16 protein-coding genes are annotated in these 21,511 nt (G+C 32.4%); 8 read left to right on the top strand and 8 right to left on the bottom strand.

Annotated features, from left to right (window positions below; genetic code table 11):
• Positions 1 to 28: 28 nt before the first annotated feature.
• On the bottom strand, positions 29 to 967 hold the full coding sequence (locus tag BK821_RS07165; protein WP_046838113.1) for a 1,4-dihydroxy-2-naphthoate polyprenyltransferase: 939 nt from the start codon (positions 965 to 967) through the stop codon (positions 29 to 31).
• 181 nt (positions 968 to 1,148) lie between these two features.
• Here BK821_RS07165 and BK821_RS07170 point away from each other — a divergent pair, with 181 nt between their 5' ends.
• The 5 genes from BK821_RS07170 to BK821_RS07190 all read left to right on the top strand — a co-directional run bounded on the left by BK821_RS07170 (position 1,149) and on the right by BK821_RS07190 (position 6,681).
• Entirely contained in the window at positions 1,149 to 2,501 is a 1,353-nt protein-coding gene (locus tag BK821_RS07170) for an isochorismate synthase (RefSeq protein ID WP_046838114.1), read from the top strand.
• The gene (gene menD, locus BK821_RS07175; protein ID WP_063410196.1) at positions 2,494 to 4,176 is read left to right on the top strand and encodes a 2-succinyl-5-enolpyruvyl-6-hydroxy-3-cyclohexene-1-carboxylic-acid synthase; all 1,683 of its coding nucleotides are present in this window, start codon (positions 2,494 to 2,496) and stop codon (positions 4,174 to 4,176) included. Before BK821_RS07170 ends, menD begins: the two co-directional genes overlap by 8 nt.
• On the top strand, positions 4,163 to 4,969 hold the full coding sequence (gene menH / locus BK821_RS07180; protein WP_046836058.1) for a 2-succinyl-6-hydroxy-2,4-cyclohexadiene-1-carboxylate synthase: 807 nt from the start codon (positions 4,163 to 4,165) through the stop codon (positions 4,967 to 4,969). Before menD ends, menH begins: the two co-directional genes overlap by 14 nt.
• On the top strand, positions 4,962 to 5,780 hold the full coding sequence (menB, locus tag BK821_RS07185; RefSeq protein WP_046836059.1) for a 1,4-dihydroxy-2-naphthoyl-CoA synthase: 819 nt from the start codon (positions 4,962 to 4,964) through the stop codon (positions 5,778 to 5,780). Before menH ends, menB begins: the two co-directional genes overlap by 8 nt.
• 442 nt (positions 5,781 to 6,222) lie before the next feature.
• Entirely contained in the window at positions 6,223 to 6,681 is a 459-nt protein-coding gene (locus BK821_RS07190) for a MarR family winged helix-turn-helix transcriptional regulator (RefSeq protein ID WP_046836060.1), read from the top strand.
• A gap of 234 nt (positions 6,682 to 6,915) precedes the next feature.
• Here BK821_RS07190 and BK821_RS07195 read toward each other — a convergent pair whose 3' ends face one another.
• Both BK821_RS07195 and BK821_RS07200 read right to left on the bottom strand, forming a co-directional pair.
• Positions 6,916 to 8,079: an aminotransferase class I/II-fold pyridoxal phosphate-dependent enzyme gene (locus BK821_RS07195; RefSeq protein ID WP_046836061.1), complete on the bottom strand. Its 1,164-nt coding sequence runs from the start codon at positions 8,077 to 8,079 to the stop codon at positions 6,916 to 6,918.
• Positions 8,080 to 8,200: 121 nt separating this feature from the next.
• Positions 8,201 to 9,205 carry an acyltransferase family protein gene (locus BK821_RS07200; protein ID WP_046836062.1) on the bottom strand — a complete coding sequence of 335 codons (1,005 nt, stop codon included), beginning with the start codon at positions 9,203 to 9,205 and terminating at the stop codon, positions 8,201 to 8,203.
• Positions 9,206 to 9,408: 203 nt separating this feature from the next.
• On the opposite strand from BK821_RS07200, the gene BK821_RS07205 reads away from it, so the two are divergent.
• Complete coding sequence (locus BK821_RS07205) at positions 9,409 to 9,831, top strand: MarR family transcriptional regulator (protein WP_071331472.1); 423 nt, start codon at positions 9,409 to 9,411, stop codon at positions 9,829 to 9,831.
• Positions 9,832 to 10,016: 185 nt separating this feature from the next.
• On the opposite strand, the gene BK821_RS07210 is transcribed toward BK821_RS07205, so the two are convergent.
• From BK821_RS07210 to BK821_RS07225, 4 genes are all read right to left on the bottom strand, one after another.
• Positions 10,017 to 14,600, bottom strand: a complete 4,584-nt coding sequence (locus BK821_RS07210; protein WP_071331473.1) for a GW dipeptide domain-containing protein — start codon at positions 14,598 to 14,600, stop codon at positions 10,017 to 10,019.
• A 234-nt stretch (positions 14,601 to 14,834) separates the two neighbouring features.
• A complete protein-coding gene (locus BK821_RS07215) occupies positions 14,835 to 15,257 on the bottom strand; it encodes a GNAT family N-acetyltransferase (RefSeq protein ID WP_071331474.1) in 423 nt (140 codons plus the stop codon).
• 76 nt (positions 15,258 to 15,333) lie between these two features.
• Entirely contained in the window at positions 15,334 to 15,804 is a 471-nt protein-coding gene (locus BK821_RS07220; RefSeq protein ID WP_046836066.1) for a DUF2538 family protein, read from the bottom strand.
• A gap of 22 nt (positions 15,805 to 15,826) precedes the next feature.
• The gene (locus BK821_RS07225; RefSeq protein ID WP_046836067.1) at positions 15,827 to 17,164 is read right to left on the bottom strand and encodes an LCP family protein; all 1,338 of its coding nucleotides are present in this window, start codon (positions 17,162 to 17,164) and stop codon (positions 15,827 to 15,829) included.
• A 471-nt stretch (positions 17,165 to 17,635) separates the two neighbouring features.
• On the opposite strand from BK821_RS07225, the gene BK821_RS07230 reads away from it, so the two are divergent.
• Both BK821_RS07230 and BK821_RS07235 read left to right on the top strand, forming a co-directional pair.
• Positions 17,636 to 19,294 (top strand): phospho-sugar mutase, encoded by a 1,659-nt coding sequence (locus BK821_RS07230; protein WP_071331475.1) that lies wholly within the window; start codon positions 17,636 to 17,638, stop codon positions 19,292 to 19,294.
• Between the two features lie 19 nt (positions 19,295 to 19,313).
• Positions 19,314 to 20,477, top strand: a complete 1,164-nt coding sequence (locus BK821_RS07235) for a serine hydrolase domain-containing protein (protein ID WP_071331476.1) — start codon at positions 19,314 to 19,316, stop codon at positions 20,475 to 20,477.
• 65 nt (positions 20,478 to 20,542) lie between these two features.
• Here BK821_RS07235 and rihC read toward each other — a convergent pair whose 3' ends face one another.
• A complete protein-coding gene (gene rihC, locus BK821_RS07240; RefSeq protein WP_071331477.1) occupies positions 20,543 to 21,451 on the bottom strand; it encodes a ribonucleoside hydrolase RihC in 909 nt (302 codons plus the stop codon).
• Positions 21,452 to 21,511 lie beyond the last annotated feature (60 nt).

Consider the following 21,511-nt stretch of genomic DNA (forward strand, 5'->3'; position numbering starts at 1 on the left):
ATGGGCTATATGAAGATTATAGTATCGATTAAATACCACCTAGTAATGCACTAATATAAATTCCTAAGGCAAATAATACACCGAAGAATGTGTTTGTTTTTCCAGTTGCAGCCATCGCAGGCATCATTGTTTGAGGTGTATCATTTCTTTTGAATCTGCGTACAGCTTTAATCGCCATTGGCGCTGATAATAGAGCAAGTAAGTAGAAAATTGAACCACCTGGTTGGAAAAAGGCAATGTAAATAACTAAAAGGTACGCTACGATATACATAAATCCTAAAAAGCGTACAGAGTTATTTTTACCTATTAAGATTGGTAATGTTTTACGACCGCTTTCTTTATCTTTTACTCGATCACGAATATTATTACCCATATTAATAAGTGCAATTGTGATAACGATTGGAAGACTTACCCAAAATGCTAAACTTTGTAAGTTATTTGTTTGGATAAAGAAAGCAATCATAATAATAAACATCCCCATGAATACACCGGAGAATAATTCGCCAAAAGGTGTCCAAGAAATAGGGAAAGGTCCACCTGTGTATAAGTAACCGACAGCCATACATACAAGTCCAATAGGTAGTAACCAGAAGGAACTTTGACTTGCTATAAAAATTCCAAGTATTGCTGCAATAATATAAAATGCAATTGCCAAATTCATGACAAGTTTAGGACTCATACCATTGCGAACGATAGCGCCGCCGATTCCTACAGAAGTGTGATCATCTAATCCTTTTTTGAAATCATAGTATTCATTAAACATGTTTGTTGCTGCTTGAATTAATAAGCACGCGATTAACATTGCTAAGAATAACGGGAGGTTAAGGTGATCTTCACTACCTAATAGAAAAAGCTTTGAAGTTGCAGTACCTACAAGCACTGGGACTACTGCAGCAGTCAATGTATGTGGTCTCATTAAGTGCCAGTACTTTCTGACAGCAGAGTATTGTTGATATTGAGAAGCCATAATGTTTTTACCTCTTATCTGTGTATAATTTTTTATCAAATCAATTTTAATGGAAGAACTTGTAAAGGTCAAATAGCTTATAGATTGTACAAATGAATTAAGCTAGATTCCGTACACATATTGTGAAAAGTGGTACAATATTGTAATGAGTGTAATCTGATAAATGAAAGAAGTGAAATAGATGACTTTAGACGTCAAGGAAAGTGAAATTGTCGAAGCGGTATACGAAAGTAAACATACTTGGGTTTCTGTAGAAACAAAATTAAATTATGAATTAGATCCTTCTGTATTATTTCATATTACAGAAGATTTTGCAGGCGACCGTTTTTATTTCAAAAAAAATGACAACGAAACTTCATTCTTTGGCTATCATGCTATTAAAAGATTTAAAAATGATTTTGAAAATAAACAATCTATTTTCAGAGAATGGCAAAAATATAAAAGTGATATTGATTTAATTCATCCAAACTCAGAACGTCATCACTTAAAGGTATGTGGTGGTTTTCAATTTTCTACGCACAAATCTGGAGATGAGTGGCGCGAATTTGGTATTAATCACTTTATTTTACCAGAAGTATTAGTAACTATGGAGCATGGGAACACATATATTACTTATACTGTAAAATCAGACGAATTTGAAATCGAAGCATTTTTAGCGATTATAGATAAGTTAACCCAAGAAGGTGTCCATCCGGACATTCAAATGGGAGAGATAAAACGAATCGAAGATATTTATAAAGATGAATGGCGTGATTTAGTTAAAGATACAATTGAAATTTTAGATGAAAATAAAAAAATTGTACTTGCTAGAAAAAGAATGATTCAATTTGATAAAAACATCAATATTCCATATATCCTTAAACAAGCAACTCAAGGTGAACATAACAGTTATTTATTTGTATTAGAATCACAAGATAGTGTGTTCTTTTCACAAACGCCTGAACAGCTTATGGAAGTGAATAATGAAGTTTTATCTACGAAAGCAGTGGCTGGGACAATTAAGCGAACGCATCAAGAAGAAATTGATCATGAGAACATTAATGCTTTTTTAAATGATGAAAAGAATTTAAATGAGCATCGTTTTGTTGTTGATAGTATTTTGAGTGATATTGAACCCTATGTTGAAAATATTACTTTCAATAAGGAACCTCAAATTTTAACAAATGATCATTTATACCATTTGTATACGAAAATTAAAGGGCAGTTAACTGATGAATACTATATTGGCTTATTAGATAATCTTCATCCAACACCTGCATTAGGTGGCTATCCTAAAGAAGAAGCGATTGAGTATATTGAGCAAAATGAGTTCGGAACACGTGGGCTTTATGGTGCACCTGTTGGATATATAGATATGTATGATAATTGTGAATTTATCGTTGCAATCAGATCCATGCTTATTAAGAAAAATCAAGCAACATTATTTGCTGGTTGTGGTATTGTTAGCGATTCTGATGCAGATAGTGAAGTTGAAGAGACAGCAGTTAAATTTAGACCTATGATGAAGGCTTTAGGAGTCGAGAAATATGAGTAACCATATACATGCATTAACAAAACAAGTATTTACATTTGTTTCGGAATTATATGCTTATGGGGTAAGAGAAGTAGTAATCAGTCCAGGATCACGCTCTACACCAATGGCCATAGCGATTGAAGCACACCCTAAAATGAAGTCTTGGATTCATCCAGATGAACGAAGTGCCGCATTTTTCGCTATGGGTTTGATGAAAGGAAGCGAACGCCCAGTTGCTATACTATGTACTTCGGGAAGCGCTGCTGCGAATTACACCCCAGCTATTTCTGAAAGTCAGTTAAGTCATCTGCCATTAGTGGTATTAACTAGTGATCGTCCTCACGAATTAAGAGGGATAGGTGCACCTCAAGCAATCAATCAAAATAATATGTTTGCTAATTTTGTACAATATCAATTTGATTTTCCGATTGCAGAAGGCAATGATGATGAAGATTATATGACGAGTACTGTGAAATTTCAATTACAAAAAGCAAGCCAATACTTATATGGGCCACATAGAGGGCCGATACATTTTAATTTACCTTTTAGAGAACCATTAACACCAGATGTTGAAAAAGTTGAATGGCTAACTTCAGAAACAAAAATATTACCACATTATCAAAAGACGACAAGTTTAAATGAAATTAGTTCAATAGTTAATAAACGCAAAGGCATCATCATAGTTGGCGATATGCAACATCAAGATGTAGATCAAATCTTAACATTTGCAACTATACATGACATGCCTATCTTGGCCGATCCTTTAAGTCAATTGAGACGAGAGCATCATCCAAATGTAATCACGACATATGATTTATTATATAGAGCTGGATTAGAGGTAGAAGTTGATTTTATTATTCGCGTTGGTAAACCGGTAATATCAAAGAAATTAAATCAATGGCTAAAAGCGACAGATGCATTTCAAATCTTAGTACAGAATAATGACTATCCTGATGCATTTCCAATACCACCTCATGTTTCATATGAGTTGTCAGCAAATGATTTCTTTAGACAACTTTCTGATGCGACAACTGTGGAACGTAAGCAGTGGTTACAAAAATGGCAATCATTAGAAAAACACGCGCAAGCTGAGGTTAAAGATTATTTAAGAACGGCTACAGATGAAGCGGTTTATGTCAGTAATGTGTTAGATAAATTAACTTCTCAAGATGCTTTGTTTGTAAGTAATAGTATGCCAATACGAGATGTAGACAATCTGTTTATGGATTGTGAAGCGGAGGTTTATGCAAACAGAGGTGCTAATGGTATAGATGGTGTGGTTTCTACTGCATTAGGCATGGCAGTACATAAAAATATTACTTTGCTTATTGGTGATTTAGCATTTTATCATGATATGAATGGTTTGTTGATGTCTAAATTGAATGATATTAACTTGAATATCATTTTATTAAACAACGATGGCGGGGGTATTTTCTCTTATTTACCTCAAAAAGAAGCAGCCGAATCATATTTTGAAAGGCTGTTTGGTACGCCGACAGGCTTGAATTTTGAACATACAGCATTACTGTATGATTTTGCATTTGATCGTTTTGAATCTATTGAATCGTTTAAGTATACTGAGTTATCAAAATTTGGTGCCCATATTTATGAAATTATGACACATCGCGAAGATAATAGAAAACAACATCTGAAATTATATAAAAAGTTGAGTGATATTATAAATGTTACATTATAGATTTCATCAAGCTAAGATTGAAACACCAAAATTATTAGTGATGCTCCATGGCTTTATTAGTGACCAACAAGCTTTTGATCATCATATTAATAATTTAAGCGAAGAAATGAATATTGTTACAATAGATTTACCTGGTCATGGCCAAGATATGTCAGATATGAACGAAACGTGGAACTTTACATTTATAAATCAACAATTAGATGAGACGTTAGAAGCTTTAACAACATATCAACTTTTTTTACATGGTTATTCTATGGGAGGAAGAGTTGCTTTACATTATGCCATTTATGGTAACATTAAATTGAATGGTCTTATATTGGAAAGTACTTCACCGGGTATAGAAGAACAAGATGTAAAGATAGAGAGACAACAAATTGATTATGCACGTGCGAAAGTATTAGAAATAGCAGGGTTAGATATATTTGTAAATGACTGGGAGAAATTACCTTTGTTCTATACCCAATATGATTTGGATAAAGAAACGAGAAAAGGCATTCGCGATATGAGATTACGTCAAGACCCAGAGCGTTTAGCTAAAGCACTACGTGATTATGGTACAGGAAACATGCCTAACTTATGGCCAGAAGTAGCCAACATAGACCTACCAACATGTATTATGGTAGGGGATTTAGACGCTAAATTTAGTAAAGTTGGTAAGCGACTTGAATCATTAATTAAAAAGGTAGAATTACATGAAATATCAAATAGTGGTCACACAATTCACGTGGAAGATGCTAAAGAATTTGATAGAATAGTAATAGGTTTTATTCATAAGGAGGAGCAAAATGACTAGACAGTGGGAAACAATTAGAGAATATGATGAAATTAAATATGAATTTTTCGAAGGTATTGCGAAAGTGACGATTAATCGTCCAGAAGTACGTAACGCATTTACACCAAAAACAGTACAAGAAATGATAGATGCATTTTCAAGAGCACGTGATGATCAACGCGTATCAGTTATTGTATTGACTGGTGAAGGCGATAAAGCATTCTGTTCTGGTGGAGATCAAAAAGTACGTGGCCACGGTGGTTATGTGGGTGAGGACCAAATTCCTCGTTTAAACGTCTTAGATTTACAAAGACTAATCCGTGTTATTCCTAAACCAGTTATAGCTATGGTAAGAGGCTATGCAGTTGGAGGCGGAAACGTATTAAATGTAGTATGTGACTTAACTATTGCTGCAGATAACGCTATATTCGGTCAAACTGGACCAAAAGTTGGTTCATTTGATGCGGGTTACGGTTCAGGCTACTTAGCACGTATAGTAGGACATAAAAAAGCACGTGAAATTTGGTACTTATGTCGTCAATATAATGCACAAGAAGCATTAGATATGGGCTTAGTGAATACTGTAGTACCATTAGATCAAATTGAAGATGAGACAGTGCAATGGTGTAAGGAAATGATGGAACATTCTCCTACAGCTTTAAGATTCTTAAAAGCTGCAATGAATGCTGATACAGATGGTTTAGCTGGCCTTCAACAAATGGCTGGAGACGCTACATTACTTTATTACACAACTGACGAGGCAAAAGAAGGACGCGATGCGTTTAAAGAAAAACGTGATCCTGATTTTGACCAATTCCCTAAATTCCCATAGTCTTAGAACAACAACAAACCAAGCGTATAAATAGCGTTTGGTTTGTTTTTTTGTTAAATCATAGTAGCTTTTAGGGTATTTCATGGTGCCTTACAGAATAAATCGACGTTTATAATATTTATAGAAATAATTTATAATACTTTATCGAAAAATATTAGCTAAAGGAAAATGGATAAGGCGTTTGTCGTGGCATAATAGGCGAGAATGACTGCCTCAAAGTCTTAGGAACGGCTAATAAGCTAAAATGAAATCTTTAAAGATTTCATTTTATTTTTTTGAAATTAAAAGTAGTAAAACAATCGAATAAAATATATAATTTCCCTTTTAGTAATAATATAAATAGTATCTTTTGTAGTTTTACACCTATTTTATTATTTATTATTGTATTTGACTTAATTTAAAACGTATATTAATATTATAATAAAAGGATCGAGGGGAAATAATGACATCAAATGTTTATGACCAAATGAAAAAAGAGCTAAGCTACTTGTTTTATATTACAAGCAAGGAAGTTGTAAATCGATTCAATAGATATTTGAAACAATATGATATAAGTTTTCCTAATTACATCGTTTTGTTATATATCGAAAATGAAAAACCAATATTTATAAAGACTTTATGCGAAGAACTTTATTTAGACTCTGGTACAATCAGTCCTATCATAAAGCGTTTAGAGAAAAAAGAGCTTATAAATCGTATTAGAGCAGAAGATGATGAACGTAGAGTTAAAGTCCAATTAACAGAAAAGGGATTAAATCTGAAAAAGAATTTTAGTCAAATTTCGGAAGATGTACTACAACAATTTGATATGGAGCAAGATGATTCTATAGCGTATTATCAAATTTTAAAGAAATTTGCAGATAAAAATATTTATAGTAAAGAACAAGAATTAAGTGAGTAATAAAGTATGCTATTCAACTAATGTTAGATCATATGAGGGTATATTATGAGGTAATACATTTAAGGCTAAAATAATATATAATAGCTATCTTTGTGCAGTGAATACATATAGTATAAGTTAATGTTGAACTCATACATAAAGTGGTTTAATAAAAAACACCGATTAAACGTTAAATTGTTATTTTAACGTATTTAATCGGTGTTTTTGTATTATTTAATCATTAATAGTGTTTATTTACAGATTGTAGTATTTGTTGATATAGTGCTCTAATCGACGCATACCTTCTTTTAAAGCATCAAGTTCATAAGCATATGAAATACGGATATGTCCTTTGCCAATGTCGGTAAAGGATGAACCAGGAACCATGGCTACATGTGCCTTTTCAAGTACATCTACGCAGAAATCAAAATCATTGTCTGTAAATTTCTTGATATTAGGGAAAATATAAAATGCCCCTTCAGGTTTAGCATCTAACTCAAAGCCCAATGCTTCTAATTTCTCGATTAAATAGTCACGACGTTCAATATAAGCTTCATTCATATATTGAGGTGCTTCTAATCCTTCATTTAAGGCAGCAATACAAGCAATTTGTGCGGGTACATTGGCACAAATGCAATTATAAGCATGCATAAAAGTTAATTTCTCTATTAAATACTCAGCGCCAATTAAAAAGCCGATACGTATACCAGTTGCTGAGTGTGATTTGCTAAGACCACCAACAAGTAAAAGTTGATCTCGTATACTATCAAACTGAGCAAAAGAAGTATGTTGTCCAGAAAAAGTATTTTCTGCATATATTTCATCACTTATGATGAATATTTCTTTAGTTTTCAACATTTCTGTAAGGTCATAAACTTCATTGTAAGCTAATGTAACGCCGGTAGGGTTAGTTGGATAGTTGAGTAGTATTGCTTTAGTTTTTGAAGTTATATGAGCTTCTATAGCATCAGGTGTAACTTTATAGTCCGTCACAGTAGTATCTATATATACAGGAATGCCGCCTAAGGTTTTAATCAGAGGAATATATCCAGCATAAACTGGTCCAGGAATTAATATTTCATCGCCTTGATTAATGATACTTCTTAAAGCAGTGTCTAGTGCTTCACTGGCACCATTTGTAATAATAATTTCCTCAGATGAATATTTAAAGCCATAGCGCTGCTCAAAATACAGACTGACAGCATTTCTTGTCTCAATTAACCCTTTATTGTGAGAATAACTCGTTTTATCTTCTTTAATTGCATTGATATATGCATTCTTTACCACATCTGGCATTGGAAAGTCTGGTTGACCAATAGTTAGATTGATGCAATCATCAATATTTTTCATACGATTTGAAAATTGACGTATGCTTGGTGCGCTTAAAAATTTCGAATTGTTGTTTAATGTAAGTTTCATTTAATTTTTCACCTCAAAAATAAAAATACCGAATTGCATTAAATATGTATGATGATGTAATACATCAAATTATATCTATCATACCATATTTAAAAAGAATACAATTCGGTAAAAGTGTAATTTATTCTTTGAATTTAGAAGGAGGTTGCAAATTTATAATGGGATTTGTCCATTTTGATACAAAGCGTGTAGATAAAACATAAACAATTAAACAGGATAAAACAATAAGGTAAATATAAGTGAATATTGTAATTTCATCTCTAAATGGATATATTTTAAAACCACGTAATATACCTATGAACAGCCCATGTAATAAATAAACATGCATGGTCCTTCTTCCTATATAAGTAAAGAATTTCTCTTTTTCAGGTATTAAATTCAAGAAAGAAAGTAATGTAACTAAAATAATAAAGTAAAGTAACAATCTCTTTAAAGGACTATAAAAGCTTTGTTTCCCTTCTAATGTCATATATGGAGAATCACCAAATAACCAGTCTGAATTAATGGGATGAATTGAATATATAACATAAAAGATAACTAAAACGATAATAGAAATTGGTATAAACTTTTTATTTTTCAACATTTTTATGTGGTGACTATTAAATAAGTAACCTATATAAAAAATAGGGAAGAACATAATCGTTCTTGAAAAACTTAAATAATTATCTATATTTGTAGAATAGCCAGCGAATAATGAAAAGATGATCGCGATTGGCAGTACAAAATAAGGTTTATAGTCTTTAACGATTACTAATATTACATGGAAAAAGAATAATGTGAGTAAGAACCATAAGGCAAATACTGGGTCAAATGGATCAAATTGAACACTATCTTCTTTGCCAGTAAAATAGTAATAAAATGAGAAAAAACCAAAAAATATTACGTATGGTATTAATAATTTTTTAGATACTTTTTCTAAATAACCAGCTTGGCCTGCCTTTTTAGCAAAATAGCCTGATATAAATAAAAATCCCGGCATATGGAAACTAAATATTGTTAAATACAACGCGGCTAAATGTTTACTCGAGCCTGTATAAGGTTGCATGATATGACCCAAGACAACAAGAAAAATCAAAAAGGCTTTAGCGTTGTCGAAAAAGTAATCTCTTTCCTTTAAATGTGTCATTATGTTTCTCCTTTTATGAAAACGGAATATAATTTATATTCACTAATACTAATTTATTATAAATCATAGGGGTAATGCAATGAAATAGGGTGAATTGTAGTTAATTATTGTATATTATCTTAGGTAATATTATAATAATAACATATAAAATAATTAATTTTAATTGTCGACAACAACATAAAAGATAGTGGAGATGAATCAACATGTATAAACAACTAGAACAATTAATTACTCTAACAGGTAACGATTTAAATTTAGTAAGTAGAAGATTTGGACAACGCGCTGATTTAACTTCAGAACAGTTAGAAATGTTGAGGATTTTATATCATTATGAAACTTTATCGCAATATGATTTAACCATGAAAATAAATAAAGAACAGTCGATTGTATCACGTTGGATTAAGAAATTAAGCCAAATGGGTTATATAACAAGTAAACAATCAAATAGAGATTTAAGATGTAATGATTTAATGGTTACTGAAAAGACAAAAGTGCTTGTCCAACAAATTAATGAAATTAGAGTAGCTTTAATAGAAGCACGGTGTCAAAACTTAACTTTAGAGGATATTGAGCGTTTAAACGAGTTGCTACATAAATTAAACGTACATCAGCCATATTTTCAATAATCGTTTTTAAATGACATCTATTAATAATAGTATTGTGATATATTTAGTTGTAAACGTAAAAAGTTTGAGCGTTGACTGCTCATAACATAAGAAAGGGTAGTTGCTATTAAATTATAATAGCAACTACCCTTTTATTATAGAAATTTAGTATTCATTTAATTCAAATGACATCGTCTACGTAATGATTACATTTTATAAGTGTTAATATCAAAGTATTTACCTAGTTTACCCATTGAATCATAGAAATTCTTAATTCGTGTCGCATTATGGCTTGCCCATGCTACATCCGTTGCATATTGATGTACACCTGGATTTTCAGGATTCCAACGCATTTTATAAAGAGTATTTTGTCCTTTATTAATATATGAATCTGCGATAAATCCTGCACCACCTATGATTGCCTTTTTAACAGAATCCCAGCCGTTATTTTTAGCAGTAATGAAACCTTGTTTAATTGGGTCACGATCAACTGCTCCGATACCAAACATATTATAATATTTAGTTTGTTTATCTGTGACAACTTCATCGTTAATTACATCTCCACCATTAGCTAATGTAGAAGTACCGTTACCAGTTTCTAATAGAGCATGAGAGATTAAATATACTTCATTTATATTATTCGTTTTAGCAGCTTCACTGAAAGCTTCGCCTTGGCCTTCTAATATACCTTTACCAACTAAAAGTTTATTTAAATCATCAGCAGAAATGTTTTGAGATTTATCTAAACGTAAGAATTGGTATTTTTGTGTAGGATCATTAGCTAGTTTATTTGAATCCATTGCATTTTTGATTTCAGTAGCATTAGCATCTTCCCATTTTCCTGGCGTATGTTGAATTTGTGGTTTGGTTGGTAAGCCTTTTTGAAGTGCTGCCGCTTCATCCAATGTCAAACCAGATTCATAATATTTTACTAATTCTGCAATTAAATCGCTCTCTTTAATCCAAACTACTTCACCATTCTCTAATTTTCCATGATACCAAGTTACACCATTAATGACTTGTTTTTCATAGACAGAGAAAATACCTTCATAGAAATCTGTGAGTGAACCAGCAGCTTCAGATGAATTAGGATTAGTATAGTAACTACCGTCTGCATTATATATCACGTAATCAAATTTTTCTGGTGTAACAGAAGTGTTTGTTGCGTTAGCCGTTTGATTTGATTGAGTTCCATTGACTTCTTGTAATGTATTTAAATCTTTAGCAGAAATCCAACCAGTTTTGTTGTTTACAATACCATAGAGATATTCGTCCTTATCAACAAAAACAGATTTAGAAGCGTTGAATTTACTGTTTCTCGTATTTTTTAATGAATCTAACTGTTGTGCTTTAGTACCCCAAGGTACTGCATATAAACCGTTGTTAGTTGCTTTAATAGTGTATTGACCATTTTTAGCTGTTGTTTTACTTAAATTACGAGTATTGATATCTTTCGTATTTACCCAACCAATAGGGGTGTTTTTGTGTGTGTTTTGAATAAGAACATAAGTGTTGTCGCCTTGTGTACGTTGCTTAGTTACAGTGTAAGTACGTCCAGATAGTTTAGATGCATCTTTGCCTTTTTCATCATATACGGTAGCTTTAACACCAGAGTTTGTATTAGATAATTGGCCGACCTTACTAACAGATACAGTTTTATTTGTTGGAGCTAATGTAGCAGTTTCTTTAACTTTAATATCACCAGATTGCATCCAACCTAGGTTCGTATTTGTTTTATTGTCTGTAATTAAGTAGAAATCGTTAGTACCCAAGCTAGCTTTTTTACTTAGTTTATAAGTTTTACCATTTACATATGACTTTTGTACACCTTGTTTGTCATAAACAGATGTATATACACCATGGTTAGATTGAGCAACAGTACCTTGTTGATTTGTTAAATTCGTTACAGTTAATTTATCTGCTGCAGGCGCTTTAACTTTAATATCACCAGATTGCATCCAACCTAGGTTCGTATTTGTCTTATTGTCTGTAATTAAGTAGAAATCGTTAGTACCCAAGCTAGCTTTTTTACTTAGTTTATAAGTTTTACCATTTACATATGATTTTTGTACACCTTGTTTGTCATAAACAGATGTATATACACCATGGTTAGATTGAGCAACAGTACCTTGTTGATTTGTTAAGTTAGTTACAGTTAATTTATCTGTATCTGTTGATGGCGTAGTATTTGAACCTTCTAATTTACTCAAACTTACCCAGCCAGATAGCTTGTTAACAGTGCCGTAGATATAATTTGTTTTACCTATTTGTTGTTGTTTTGTTGCTTTAAAAGATTGTGTTGATTTGCCAGAAACAGTACCAACTTTTTGAGCACTTGTTCCCCAAGGTACGCTGTAAAGGGTTTCTCCAGATTTGATTTTGTATGTTTTGTCGATTTTGGCTACTGATTTAGCGGTATTATAAGCAACATCATCTTTGTGAACCCAACCGATTAAGTTTCCTTTATTATAGTCAGAGACTAAATAGAAATTTTCATTATCAAGTGAAGCTGATTTTGTAACTTTTAAAGTTTGGTTTGTTTTATCTGTCTTTTTACCGTTTTGATCATAAACAGTAGTGTATAAACCATCATTTTTACTATTGATACGTGCTACTCCATTATTAGATTTAACGGATACTGTTCCCGTTTTGGGCGGGGTAGTCGTTGTATCTCCCCAAGCAGCTGCTTGACCCGTTTTAATTAAATATTTTTCATAAATAAGGTCATATAGCTCATCGTAACTATAATTATGTGCAGCTAAATAACCATGTGGATCACTATGATCTGAGCCACCTAAGTAATTGCTAACAGCTTGGTGAGTCCATACTGTTCCAGCGCCATCATATTCAGCGCTATTAGGTGCAAGTCCATAATAGTTTAAATTAGTTGCTGCATAGTCTGCATAATTATTGATTGAACGAGCAAAGGATTCATAATCATGCGTATGCACTAATTCAACGTGGATAAAGCGATCGTTTGCAGCTGGTCCAGCTCCCCAAGCAAGATAATCTGTGTCAGCTGTTTCGATGATTCTATTACCATCAACGTAGGCATGAACAAAAGCACTATTATAATTATTCTTCATGTAATTAATTTCACCAGTAATAGTTGAGTTATCATTTGCAGTATCATGCAACACAATTCCTTCAGGTGCGCCATAACGATAATTATATTTTGGCAAATAGCTAGCGATATCTTCTTCATAATTTGGCGCTTTAAAGTTATTTTTACGGATGTAGTTATTAATAGATGAATTCACTTTAGGTGTATATTTTGCTAGGGTGTTAGTTGTTGTTGCTTCTTTAACTGCTGTAGAACGTTGCATATTAGTATTATTAGCACTGTACGTAGCTGTTCTTAATTTAGGTGCGCTTTGTGCACTATACGTATTTGATGCTAGAGCCGCAGTTTTAGGCGTACTATCATCTGTATCATTCTGTTCTTTTGTAGTTACTGTTGCATCCTCTTTTTCTGCAACAGACTGTTGATCTTGTTGTGAAACATCGTCAGACTTAGCTTCGGCGTCATCATTAGTATCGATGTCGTCTTGAGGCTTTTCCTCTTCTTTAGTATCTTCAGCTACGTTTTGAGAGTCAGTGTCTTTTTGAGTTTGATTACTGTCATCTTGAGTATGAGCTGCATCAGAATTAGAAGCAGTATCTTTAACGTCTTTAGACTGTTGATATTGTTGTGAAACATCATCAGACTTAGCTTCGGCGTCATCATTAGTATCGATGTCGTCTTGAGACTTTTCCTCTTTTTTAGTATCTTCAGCTACGTCTTGAGAGTCAGTATCTTTAGCGTCTTTAGATTGTTGATCTTGTTGTGAAACATCGTCAGACTTAGCTTCGGCGTCATCATTAGTATCGATGTCGTCTTGAGACTTTTCATCTTCTTTAGTATCTTCAGCTACGTCTTGAGAAGCAGTATCTTTAACATTTTCAGACTGTTGATCTTGTTGTGATACATCATCTCGTTTCGTTACTGTGCTATCTTGAGTAGTGGAAGTAGTTTGAGCATCTTTCTTCCCATTATCGTCAACTTGAGATTGCTCAGTATCTTGAGTGTTTTCAGCATCTGAATCAGAAGTGTCAGCAACAGCAACATCGTCAGAATCTTGTTGCTGTGAAGTTTCAGAATGATTCCCATTATCTTCAACTTGTGATTGCTCAGTGTCTTGAATGCTGCCAGCATCTGAATCAGAAGTGTCAGCAACAGCAACATCGTCAGAATCTTGTTGTTGTGAAGTTTCAGAATGATTCCCATCATCTTCAACTTGAGATTGCTCAGTATTTTGAGTGCTGTCAGTATCAGTATCAGAAGTGTCAGCAACAGCAACATCGTCAGAATCTTGTTGTTGTGAAGTTTCAGAATGATTCCCATCATCTTCAACTTGAGATTGCTCAGTGTCTTGAGTAGTACCGGTATTTTCTTCAGTATTCTGATTTTCTTCATTATATGTATCATCATTTGAAGTTTGATCAGAAGTTTCACTATTCAATTCATCTAAATGTGCATCGTAATTTGAGTTGCTTTCTTGATTTGATAGTTGTACTTGGGAAGGGTCTTTATAAGCTTGTGTACCCGAAATGTTGGTAGTTGGTTTACTCACTTCAGATTTAATGTCTTGACTTTGTTTAAGCGTGTGCTCATCATCTAAAACATTTTTATTTTTAGACTGATCTTGTATATCGTCTGCTGCTTGCGCGTGATGAGTTGTCAAAGCTGTACCTGCTAATGTAAGTGCTGCAATGGAAGGTACCTTGTAATTAAACTTTTTAGTAGTCATTAAACTGCCCCTTTATACATATATTTATCCGTAATTATAATACGACTAAAGAAGGAGTGTAGTATTTTTTACCGTTTTGTAATATAAAATTAATCTTATTAAATGTCTAAATTTTTATAAAAAGTGTGTTTAAAGCGTGATAACGCCTAATTGATACCAAGTTGATTATTTTATATTTCTTCAAATATTACAGTTTATAGATGTAATTCATCTGTAAAATTACATAATATTCAATCAAATTTTTTTGATCATTGCGATATGTTCAATATTTTCCTCAAGAAATATTTCTCCAATAGTATGATAGCCTAGCGATTCATAAAAAGGACGGGCATGGTACTGGGCGTTTAACATTAAGTTAGGATAGTTTTTATTAATAGCAACTTCTTCTAAAAATGACATTAGTAATTTACCTAAACCAGAGTTGCGATGCGTTTTAATAATGGCAACTCTTTCAATTTTAACGCCATCTTTATAGGGACGGAATCGTCCAGTAGCAAAGGGGATATCTTTTTTATCATATCCTACAACATGAGTAGCAATATTTTCATGTTCGTCTATTTCATTTTCTAAAGGTACGCCTTGTTCACGAACAAATACTTCCTTACGTATATTGTATGCATCTTCCATCATCTTTGGGGTTGTAGCTATTTTAAACATAATTCATTCCTCTTTTCATAGATTTTTAAGTGAAAAAAACCCTATCGAAATAATAGCGATAGGGGAAGATTTTTTATTATTGAGCTTCTTTTCTAACAATAGCAGTATACTGCCAAAAAATTCGCATTTGTGCAATATTCCAATTATTCATACCCATTGTAAACCCTGAAGGCTTAAATAAATTTACATCAGTAACTTCAAGCGCTGCAGCGATAAGGTACTGAATTGGCACACTAATTTGTTTCATTGTTTCCGTAATTCCATTTTGGTCATAAACCCATGAAAATGGGAGTTCGGATTCAAAAACATCAATTTTATCAAATATTTCTGGTAATGCAACAACATAGCAAGCTCCATCAACTACAGGATTATTATCACTATCTTTATAATAAATGCGCAGGGCTTCATAGTTTTCACGATGCTCATGGTTGACATAGAAGAATTCATTTCTAAATAGTGCCATATCTTTGCTGTGTATCAATTGTTGTTCCAAAACATTAAACATCCCATTAACATGTGCTAGTTTTTCATATGTTTTGCGTGACATATAGTGAGCTCCTCTCTACAGTTTAATATTGATTGGTTGGTACTTCACCAGTATTTTGTTGTTGATTTGGATCCATTTGTTGTTGGCTTTGACCATTATTTTGTTGATTTGGATCCATTTGCTGTTGGTTTTGTTCATTATTTTGTTGATTAGAATCATTTTGTTGTGGCATTGTTTGATCATTATTTTGTTGGTCATAATTTTGATTACTATTTTGTTGTTGATTAGAATCATTTGTGTTCATAGATGAATTATCCTGACTTTCATCAGCAGATTCATTTTCGTCATTATCTTCATCATCTGAACTATCATTTTGAGTCTTTCTAAGAAGACTACTGTCTAACTCAGTTTGTGGAATGAGTGTACCGTAAAAATCAGTGACGCGTTGATTTAGGAAATCATCTTTATCATTAATTGTAGGTAAATCTAAATCTTTTCGCAAGAGATTTGAAGTATCTTGAATGCTGTTAATATCAGGGTTGTAATAATAAACTCCGTTTAAGTAATCATCTTCACCTTTAAGTTGCTTACTTTTAATTTTAACATCATTTTGTAAATATGATGTTGCAAGAGCTTTAACTTCTTTAGAATTGAAATTGTGTTTAGAATTTTTACCAACAATACTGATGACATCATCTAATTTATTAAATGAATCTAGTTTTTGAGCCTTAGCAAATAATATTTTTATTAACTCCATTTGTCTTTGACCACGTTTTAAATCTGAATCATGGTGGCGAGTTCTAGCAACAGCTAAAGCTTCATCACCATTTAATTTTTGATAACCTTTTTTAACTTTAATTTGACCAGTATCATTTGTGTTCGGTTCGCTTATGTTGTAAGGTACATCATATTTAATGCCACCTAATTCGTTAACGGCGTCTACAAATGCTTCCATATTGATTCTTACATAATAATCAACTGGAACATTTAATGTAGCTTCCACGGCGTCCATTGAAGCAGTAGGGCCACCAAAAGCATGTGCGTGTGTGATTTTGTCGTAATATCCAACTTTAGGGATATAACTAACGGTATCACGTGGAATACTTAACATTCTGATTTGGTCTTTATTTGTGTTGAATGTAGATAAAATCATAGCATCTGTTCTTGATTGTTCAGTACTTTGTCCATTTTTCTCTCGTCCGCTATTATCATCTATACCCAAAAACAAAATAGAAACTGGATCTTTAGAAGGATCTACTTTCGAATCACGGATATTAGACTGTCTTGATGAATCACTATCGTTAAATGAGTGTTCAAATGCACCTTGAGAAGATTTGAGTAAAGTGATAGCAAATATTACTGGAACAACGACAAGAAGTAAAGAAAGAAATATTAAAAAATATTTAAAAAATTTATTCATGTTTGAAGCTCCCTATGGAAATGATTTTGTACATATTACTATGTTTAAAGGATAGTTATAGTTCTTTATTAACTTTGTTAAATTATTGTAAAGAAGAAAATGTACTATAACTTATAATTTTATTACTATCATTAAAAAATATCAACTAAGAATATGCTAATTACAATTTTAAAGTAAAAGTTAATATCTACAACTTAGATGAAATATTGTTGCATCATGTTTGAAGTAATAGGGGTAATTAACTTTAGGGCATATGTTTAAAATGATTTATTTATAAACATAAGATATAATATATTTATATTATTGCTAGTGTGATATCCCATAGTTGAAGATTAATTAACAGTATGCAAAGTGGGTAAATGATAAAGCGATGGATAGTTGAATTCATTCATTACTAGATATAAAAGTGAATATATATAATTATATTTAATGCAAAAGACTTTGTAAGTATATTTAAGGAGGAACTGTTAAATGCAACAATCATGGTTAGATAAAATAGATGAAAGTTTAGTGAAATCTTTTTATGAAAAACAGAGTGAAACAGAAAGGGAAGAAGGCTTTAAAGGTACTTTGAAATTTGGTACTGCTGGTATCAGAAGTGTCTTTGGTTTAGGACCAAGTCGGCTTAATGCATTTACTATACGTAAGGTAGCCTTAGGGTTATCACAGTATTTAAAAAATAAAATTGAAGTACCAACTGTAGTTATACATTTTGATACTAGATTTTTGTCTAAAGCATTTTCACAAGAAATGGCATCTGTACTGGCTTCAAATGGTGTAACAACTATTTTGTCAGATGATTATAAATCAACGCCTGAATTATCTTTTGCGGTAAGACATTTACGTGCGGATGCAGGTGTTATGATTACTGCAAGTCATAATCCTAAGAATTATAATGGAATAAAAATATATGATGAAATGGGCGGGCAGTTACTACCTGATGAATCTGCCCAACTGAGCTCTTATATAGATAGTATAGAATCACCACTTCAAATTGAACGAGGCGATTTTGACAAACTGAAGCAAGACGAAAAAATTGTATATATCAACAGTGATTTAACAGAACAATACAAATCTAAAGTAAAAGATTTAGTAGAACGCATAGATGGTAAAGACGTGAAAGTAGTATTAACAAGTTTACATGGGACAAGTTTACCAATTGTCTCTGACATACTCACAGATATGAATTATCATAATTTTGTAATTGAAGAAGAGCAATCAACACCTGATGGTAATTTTCCAACAGTAAATAGTGCGAATCCTGAAGATGAAGCAGCTTTTGAACGAGGTTTGAAATTGGCTGAAGAAACAGATGCACAACTTATCGTAGCCACAGACCCTGATGCAGATCGGTTTGGATTTATAGAACGTTATGGGGAAAATGATTATAGATATTTTAATGGTAATGAAATAGGGTTGTTATTTACGAAACTAAGATTTCAGGATTTAGCAGACGATGGAAAGCCTTTATACATTATTAAATCAATTGTGACAAGTGAATTAGCTGAAAGATTAGCAATTGCTTTAGATATTGAGGTAAATAACGTGCTTACTGGCTTTAAATATATTTCGAACTTATTAGAACAAAAAGAAAAAGAGCAGGATAAACAATTGTTACTCGCATTTGAAGAAAGCCATGGCTATTTAGCCCAATCGATTTCAAGAGATAAAGATGCTATTCAAATGGTGCCATTACTTATTAAATATAAGAATCTATTAGCTAAAAATGGTTTGACATTTAAAGAAGAGTTGGAAGATATTTATAAAAATATTGGAAGATTTAATGATAGAACATTGGCACCCTCGTTCGAAGGTGAGAACGGGTTACAAAAAATTGATAAAATTATGAGCCAATTTAGAAATCAAAAGATTTTATCAATTTGTGGTATGGACGTTAAGCGTATCGAGGATTATGAAGAGGGGACAGTGCTAAACATCAAAGAAGGAACGACAGACACATTAGCACTCCCTCAAACTAATTTAATAAGATTTATTTTTGATTATGGATTTATAGCGCTTAGACCTTCAGGTACTGAGCCTAAAATTAAATTGTATTTTTCTTTGAATGTGGATGATATCGATGCAATTATTGAACAATTTGAAGCGCATTATATTCATCATATCGAGTAACTTATTTTGAGGCATCAAGATGACAGCAAAACAATTTAAACAAGTTACACTAATTTTTGTTTTAATGGCAATCATAATAGTAAGTGGATATAAGTATTATCAATATCATAATGAAACGGAATACTTTGGCAATAATAAAAAGATTAAGCAACATAAAATAAAACCTGTATTAAAGACTGTTATAGATGATAAAAATTCTCGAATAAATGCAGTTAATCAATATTTAGAACAAACTGGATTTAATGGAACAATGGCAATATTTGAACGAGGGCAACTAAAGTTAAATAAAGGTTATGGCATAAAGGATTTTGCGAATAATGAACATAATCATGCTGACTCAATGTATTTAATTGGTTCTGCCCAAAAATTTATTACAGGACTAATGTTAAAACAATTAGAAAATGAACATAAAATAGATATAAATGAACCAGTGATGAAGTATTTGCCTTACTTTAAAACAAACCAAGTTATTACATTGAAGCAATTGATACTACATCAGAGTGGGTTACATAAATACAAAGCTAACCAACGTTTTAAGGATTTAAATGATGCAGTTCACGCAATTAAAGACAAAGGCATCGAGACTAAATTTTATAATAAATTTAGATATAATGATGCTAATTATTTGGTATTAGCCCGTGTAATTGAAGAAGTAACTGGCAAATCATATGTTAAAAGTTTTGATGAGAGAATTTCGCTTCCATTTCAACTTAATTTCACTGCGTTTTATAATGATCTAAAATTGCGTAATAAAATGGCAGTAGGATATAAAAAGGCGGCTGATAGCGATTCACCAGTAGAACAAAGGCCACACATATTACAGCAATATTATGGTGCAGGTAATTTGTTTATGACGCCTTATGACATGGGCTATCTGATATTAAACTTGCAACAAAATCATATATTTAACCATAAAATCACGAATCCATTCATACACGAAAGTTTTACAAAACAATATCCGCAACCCTATCGCTTCGGTTTTTATGTTTTTGAAGATAAAAATAGAATCAATGGAAAATTTTTTGGACAAGTATTTACTGCTTATTTTAACCAGGATTATATTATAGTCAGCGGTTCAAACTTTGAAAATAGTAATACAAACAATGAAAGAAAAATGGAATATATCTATTATCAAATATTAGATCAAGGCGCCCCTTATAATATAGTAGGTAAGGCATATTAGCACATACTTAAATTATAAAGAAACCCACTTTTGCTATTTTAAATATAGCGAAAGTGGGTTTTCTTTTATTTGCAATACTTTAAGGATTCTATAAAGATATCTCTGAATGCATCAGGTTCTATAGATAGGACGACGGTGCAATTAGGAAAAGAACTTTTAAAATCTGTTACAGTGGCGCCTTTTGTTAGATGACCAGTCGTTTCAATTTGCACGTCTGCCTCTTGCACATGAAATTTTTCCGGATGTAACAAATATAGAACAGTATAAGCATCGTAAACGTTGATACCGTGTTCAAAATCATCACCTCTATAGTGTTTGAAGAGCTGATGTAGCATTTGACCAGTTTGGTTGAGCGATTGTAAATTATCTACAGTATTGTGACTTAAGGTAGAACTTCTAGCTACGTTAAGGCCGACCATTGTTAAGGGTAAACCAGAATTAAATACGATATGCGCTGCTTCTGGATCACAATAGATATTGTATTCTGCTAATGGCGTTACATTACCTCGTCCAGAGCTACCACCCATTAACACGATTTCCTTAATGTAATCCTTTACTTCTGGATAAGTAGATAGTAAAAGTGCAATATTTGTTAAAGGACCAATGGGGATAAGCGTAATTGGTTCACTGTGATTAAGTAATTCTGTGCGCATTGCCTCGACAGCGTGTTTAGAGGCTAAGTCTTGTTGATTCACTTCTGGAAACGGATAACCTTCCATACCTGATTCACCATGAACGACGCTAGCATCAATAATGTCTGTGAGTAATGGTTGAGATGAACCTCTATGTACAGGGACATCACTTGAAAAAAATTGCTTGAGTTTCAGTGCGTTTGCAGTAGTTTTTTCTATGCCTACATTGCCATTAACTGTAGTAATCATTCTTAAGTCAAAGTTGGGATGGTTTAGAGCAATACTAATGGCTGCAGCATCATCAATGCCTGGATCAGTGTCTATAATAATTGGTTGTTTCATAAAATGGTTATCCTCCTTCAAATAATAAAGATGTATCATACTTTATTTTACAATTTTTTG

It is taken from the genome of Staphylococcus sp. LCT-H4, assembly GCF_001866145.1.
Lineage (GTDB): Bacteria > Bacillota > Bacilli > Staphylococcales > Staphylococcaceae > Staphylococcus > Staphylococcus succinus.

What these genes read in the sequence shown, in the direction of transcription:
- BK821_RS07200 (WP_046836062.1), bottom strand. Translation starts at nt 9,205, where the DNA reads ATGACACATTTAAAGGAAAGAGATTACTTTTTCGACAACGCTAAAGCC.
- BK821_RS07235 (WP_071331476.1), top strand. Translation starts at nt 19,314, where the DNA reads ATGACAGCAAAACAATTTAAACAAGTTACACTAATTTTTGTTTTAATG.
- BK821_RS07230 (WP_071331475.1), top strand. Translation starts at nt 17,636, where the DNA reads ATGCAACAATCATGGTTAGATAAAATAGATGAAAGTTTAGTGAAATCT.
- BK821_RS07195 (WP_046836061.1), bottom strand. Translation starts at nt 8,079, where the DNA reads ATGAAACTTACATTAAACAACAATTCGAAATTTTTAAGCGCACCAAGC.
- BK821_RS07205 (WP_071331472.1), top strand. Translation starts at nt 9,409, where the DNA reads ATGTATAAACAACTAGAACAATTAATTACTCTAACAGGTAACGATTTA.
- BK821_RS07165 (WP_046838113.1), bottom strand. Translation starts at nt 967, where the DNA reads ATGGCTTCTCAATATCAACAATACTCTGCTGTCAGAAAGTACTGGCAC.
- BK821_RS07210 (WP_071331473.1), bottom strand. Translation starts at nt 14,600, where the DNA reads ATGACTACTAAAAAGTTTAATTACAAGGTACCTTCCATTGCAGCACTT.
- BK821_RS07215 (WP_071331474.1), bottom strand. Translation starts at nt 15,257, where the DNA reads ATGTTTAAAATAGCTACAACCCCAAAGATGATGGAAGATGCATACAAT.
- menD (WP_063410196.1), top strand. Translation starts at nt 2,494, where the DNA reads ATGAGTAACCATATACATGCATTAACAAAACAAGTATTTACATTTGTT.
- menB (WP_046836059.1), top strand. Translation starts at nt 4,962, where the DNA reads ATGACTAGACAGTGGGAAACAATTAGAGAATATGATGAAATTAAATAT.
- BK821_RS07190 (WP_046836060.1), top strand. Translation starts at nt 6,223, where the DNA reads ATGACATCAAATGTTTATGACCAAATGAAAAAAGAGCTAAGCTACTTG.
- BK821_RS07220 (WP_046836066.1), bottom strand. Translation starts at nt 15,804, where the DNA reads ATGTCACGCAAAACATATGAAAAACTAGCACATGTTAATGGGATGTTT.
- BK821_RS07170 (WP_046838114.1), top strand. Translation starts at nt 1,149, where the DNA reads ATGACTTTAGACGTCAAGGAAAGTGAAATTGTCGAAGCGGTATACGAA.
- BK821_RS07225 (WP_046836067.1), bottom strand. Translation starts at nt 17,164, where the DNA reads ATGAATAAATTTTTTAAATATTTTTTAATATTTCTTTCTTTACTTCTT.
- menH (WP_046836058.1), top strand. Translation starts at nt 4,163, where the DNA reads ATGTTACATTATAGATTTCATCAAGCTAAGATTGAAACACCAAAATTA.
- rihC (WP_071331477.1), bottom strand. Translation starts at nt 21,451, where the DNA reads ATGAAACAACCAATTATTATAGACACTGATCCAGGCATTGATGATGCT.